Origin of the sequence: Mesorhizobium sp. M7A.F.Ca.CA.003.01.2.1 (assembly GCF_003998945.1) — a bacterium.
Taxonomy (GTDB): Bacteria; Pseudomonadota; Alphaproteobacteria; order Rhizobiales; family Rhizobiaceae; genus Mesorhizobium; species Mesorhizobium ciceri.
The window spans coordinates 1-1,418 of the sequence record NZ_RZRA01001185.1; the positions used below are offsets into that span (position 1 = coordinate 1).

General features: G+C 64.6%; 1 protein-coding gene. It reads right to left on the reverse strand.

Annotated elements, in window-relative coordinates; all coding sequences use genetic code 11:
* The coding region (alaS, locus tag EN969_RS31030; protein WP_127419732.1) for an alanine--tRNA ligase at positions 1 to 1,418 on the reverse strand (1,418 nt) is incomplete at both ends.

The following is a 1,418-nucleotide window of genomic DNA, read 5'->3' on the forward strand; positions in this document are numbered from 1 at the left end:
ACCTTCAGCTCGACAGCCGCGCCCGTCTTGACGGTGCCGCTGGCCACCTTGCCGATATGCACGAACAGCCCGTCGGCCTTCTTCTGCGTATCCGAAACCTCGATCGAGAACCCCTCGCCGGAGATGACGCCGGTGTCGCCCATCTGGCCGCCGGACTCGGCATAGAACGGCGTCTGGTTGACGACGATCGCCACCGCGTCGCCCTTGCCGGCGCCGTCGACAGCCTTGCCGTCCCGGACAAGCGCCTGGATGATGCCTTCCGCAGCTTCAGTCTCATAGCCGAGGAACTCGGTGGCGCCGGCCTTCTCGCGCACCGAGAACCAGATGGTCTCGGTGGCGGCGTCGCCGGACCCGGCCCAATGCTTGCGCGCCTCGGCCTTCTGCTGCTCCATCGCGTTGGTGAAGCCGGCAATATCGACCGAGATGCTGCGCTGGCGCAGTGCGTCCTGCGTCAGGTCGAGCGGGAAGCCATAGGTGTCGTAGAGCTTGAAGGCCGTCTCGCCATCCAGCATGTCGCCGGCATGCAGCGTTTCGGTCGCCTCGGAAAGCAGGCCGAGGCCGCGCACCAGCGTCTTGCGAAACCTGGTCTCCTCGAGCTTCAGCGTCTCGGTGATCAATTGTTCGCCGCGCAGCAGTTCCGGATAGGCCTGGCCCATTTCGCGCACCAGCGCCGGCACCAGCTTCCACATCAGCGGTTCGTTGGCACCGAGCAGCTGCGCATGGCGCATGGCGCGGCGCATGATGCGGCGCAGGACGTAGCCCCTGCCTTCGTTCGAGGGCAGCACGCCATCGGCGACCAGGAAGGAGGACGAGCGCAGATGATCGGCAATGACTCGGTAGGAGGCGACCGTCTCCTTGTCGGGATCATGCCCGATCGCGGACGAGGCCGCGTCGATCAGGTGACGGAACAGATCGGTCTCGAAGACGCTTTCCACCCCTTGCAGGATGGAGGCCATGCGCTCCAGGCCCATGCCGGTGTCGATCGAGGGGCGCGGCAGGTCGATGCGCTCCTCCTTCGTCACCTGTTCATACTGCATGAACACCAGGTTCCAGAATTCCAGGAAACGGTCGCCGTCCTCCTCCGGGCTGCCGGGAGGGCCGCCCCAGATGTGCTCGCCGCGGTCGATGAAGATCTCCGAGCACGGCCCGCAGGGTCCGGTGTCGCCCATCGCCCAGAAATTGTCCGAGGTCGCGATGCGAATGATGCGGTCGTCGGAAAAACCGGCGATCTTCTTCCAGAAGCCGGCCGCCTCGTCATCCGTGTGATAGACGGTGACCAGCAGCTTGTCCTTGCTCAGCCCGAATTCCCTGGTGATCAGGTTCCAGGCAAGCTCGATGGCGCGCTCCTTGAAATAGTCGCCGAAGGAGAAGTTGCCGAGCATCTCGAAGAAGGTCAGATGACGCGCGGTGTAGCCGAC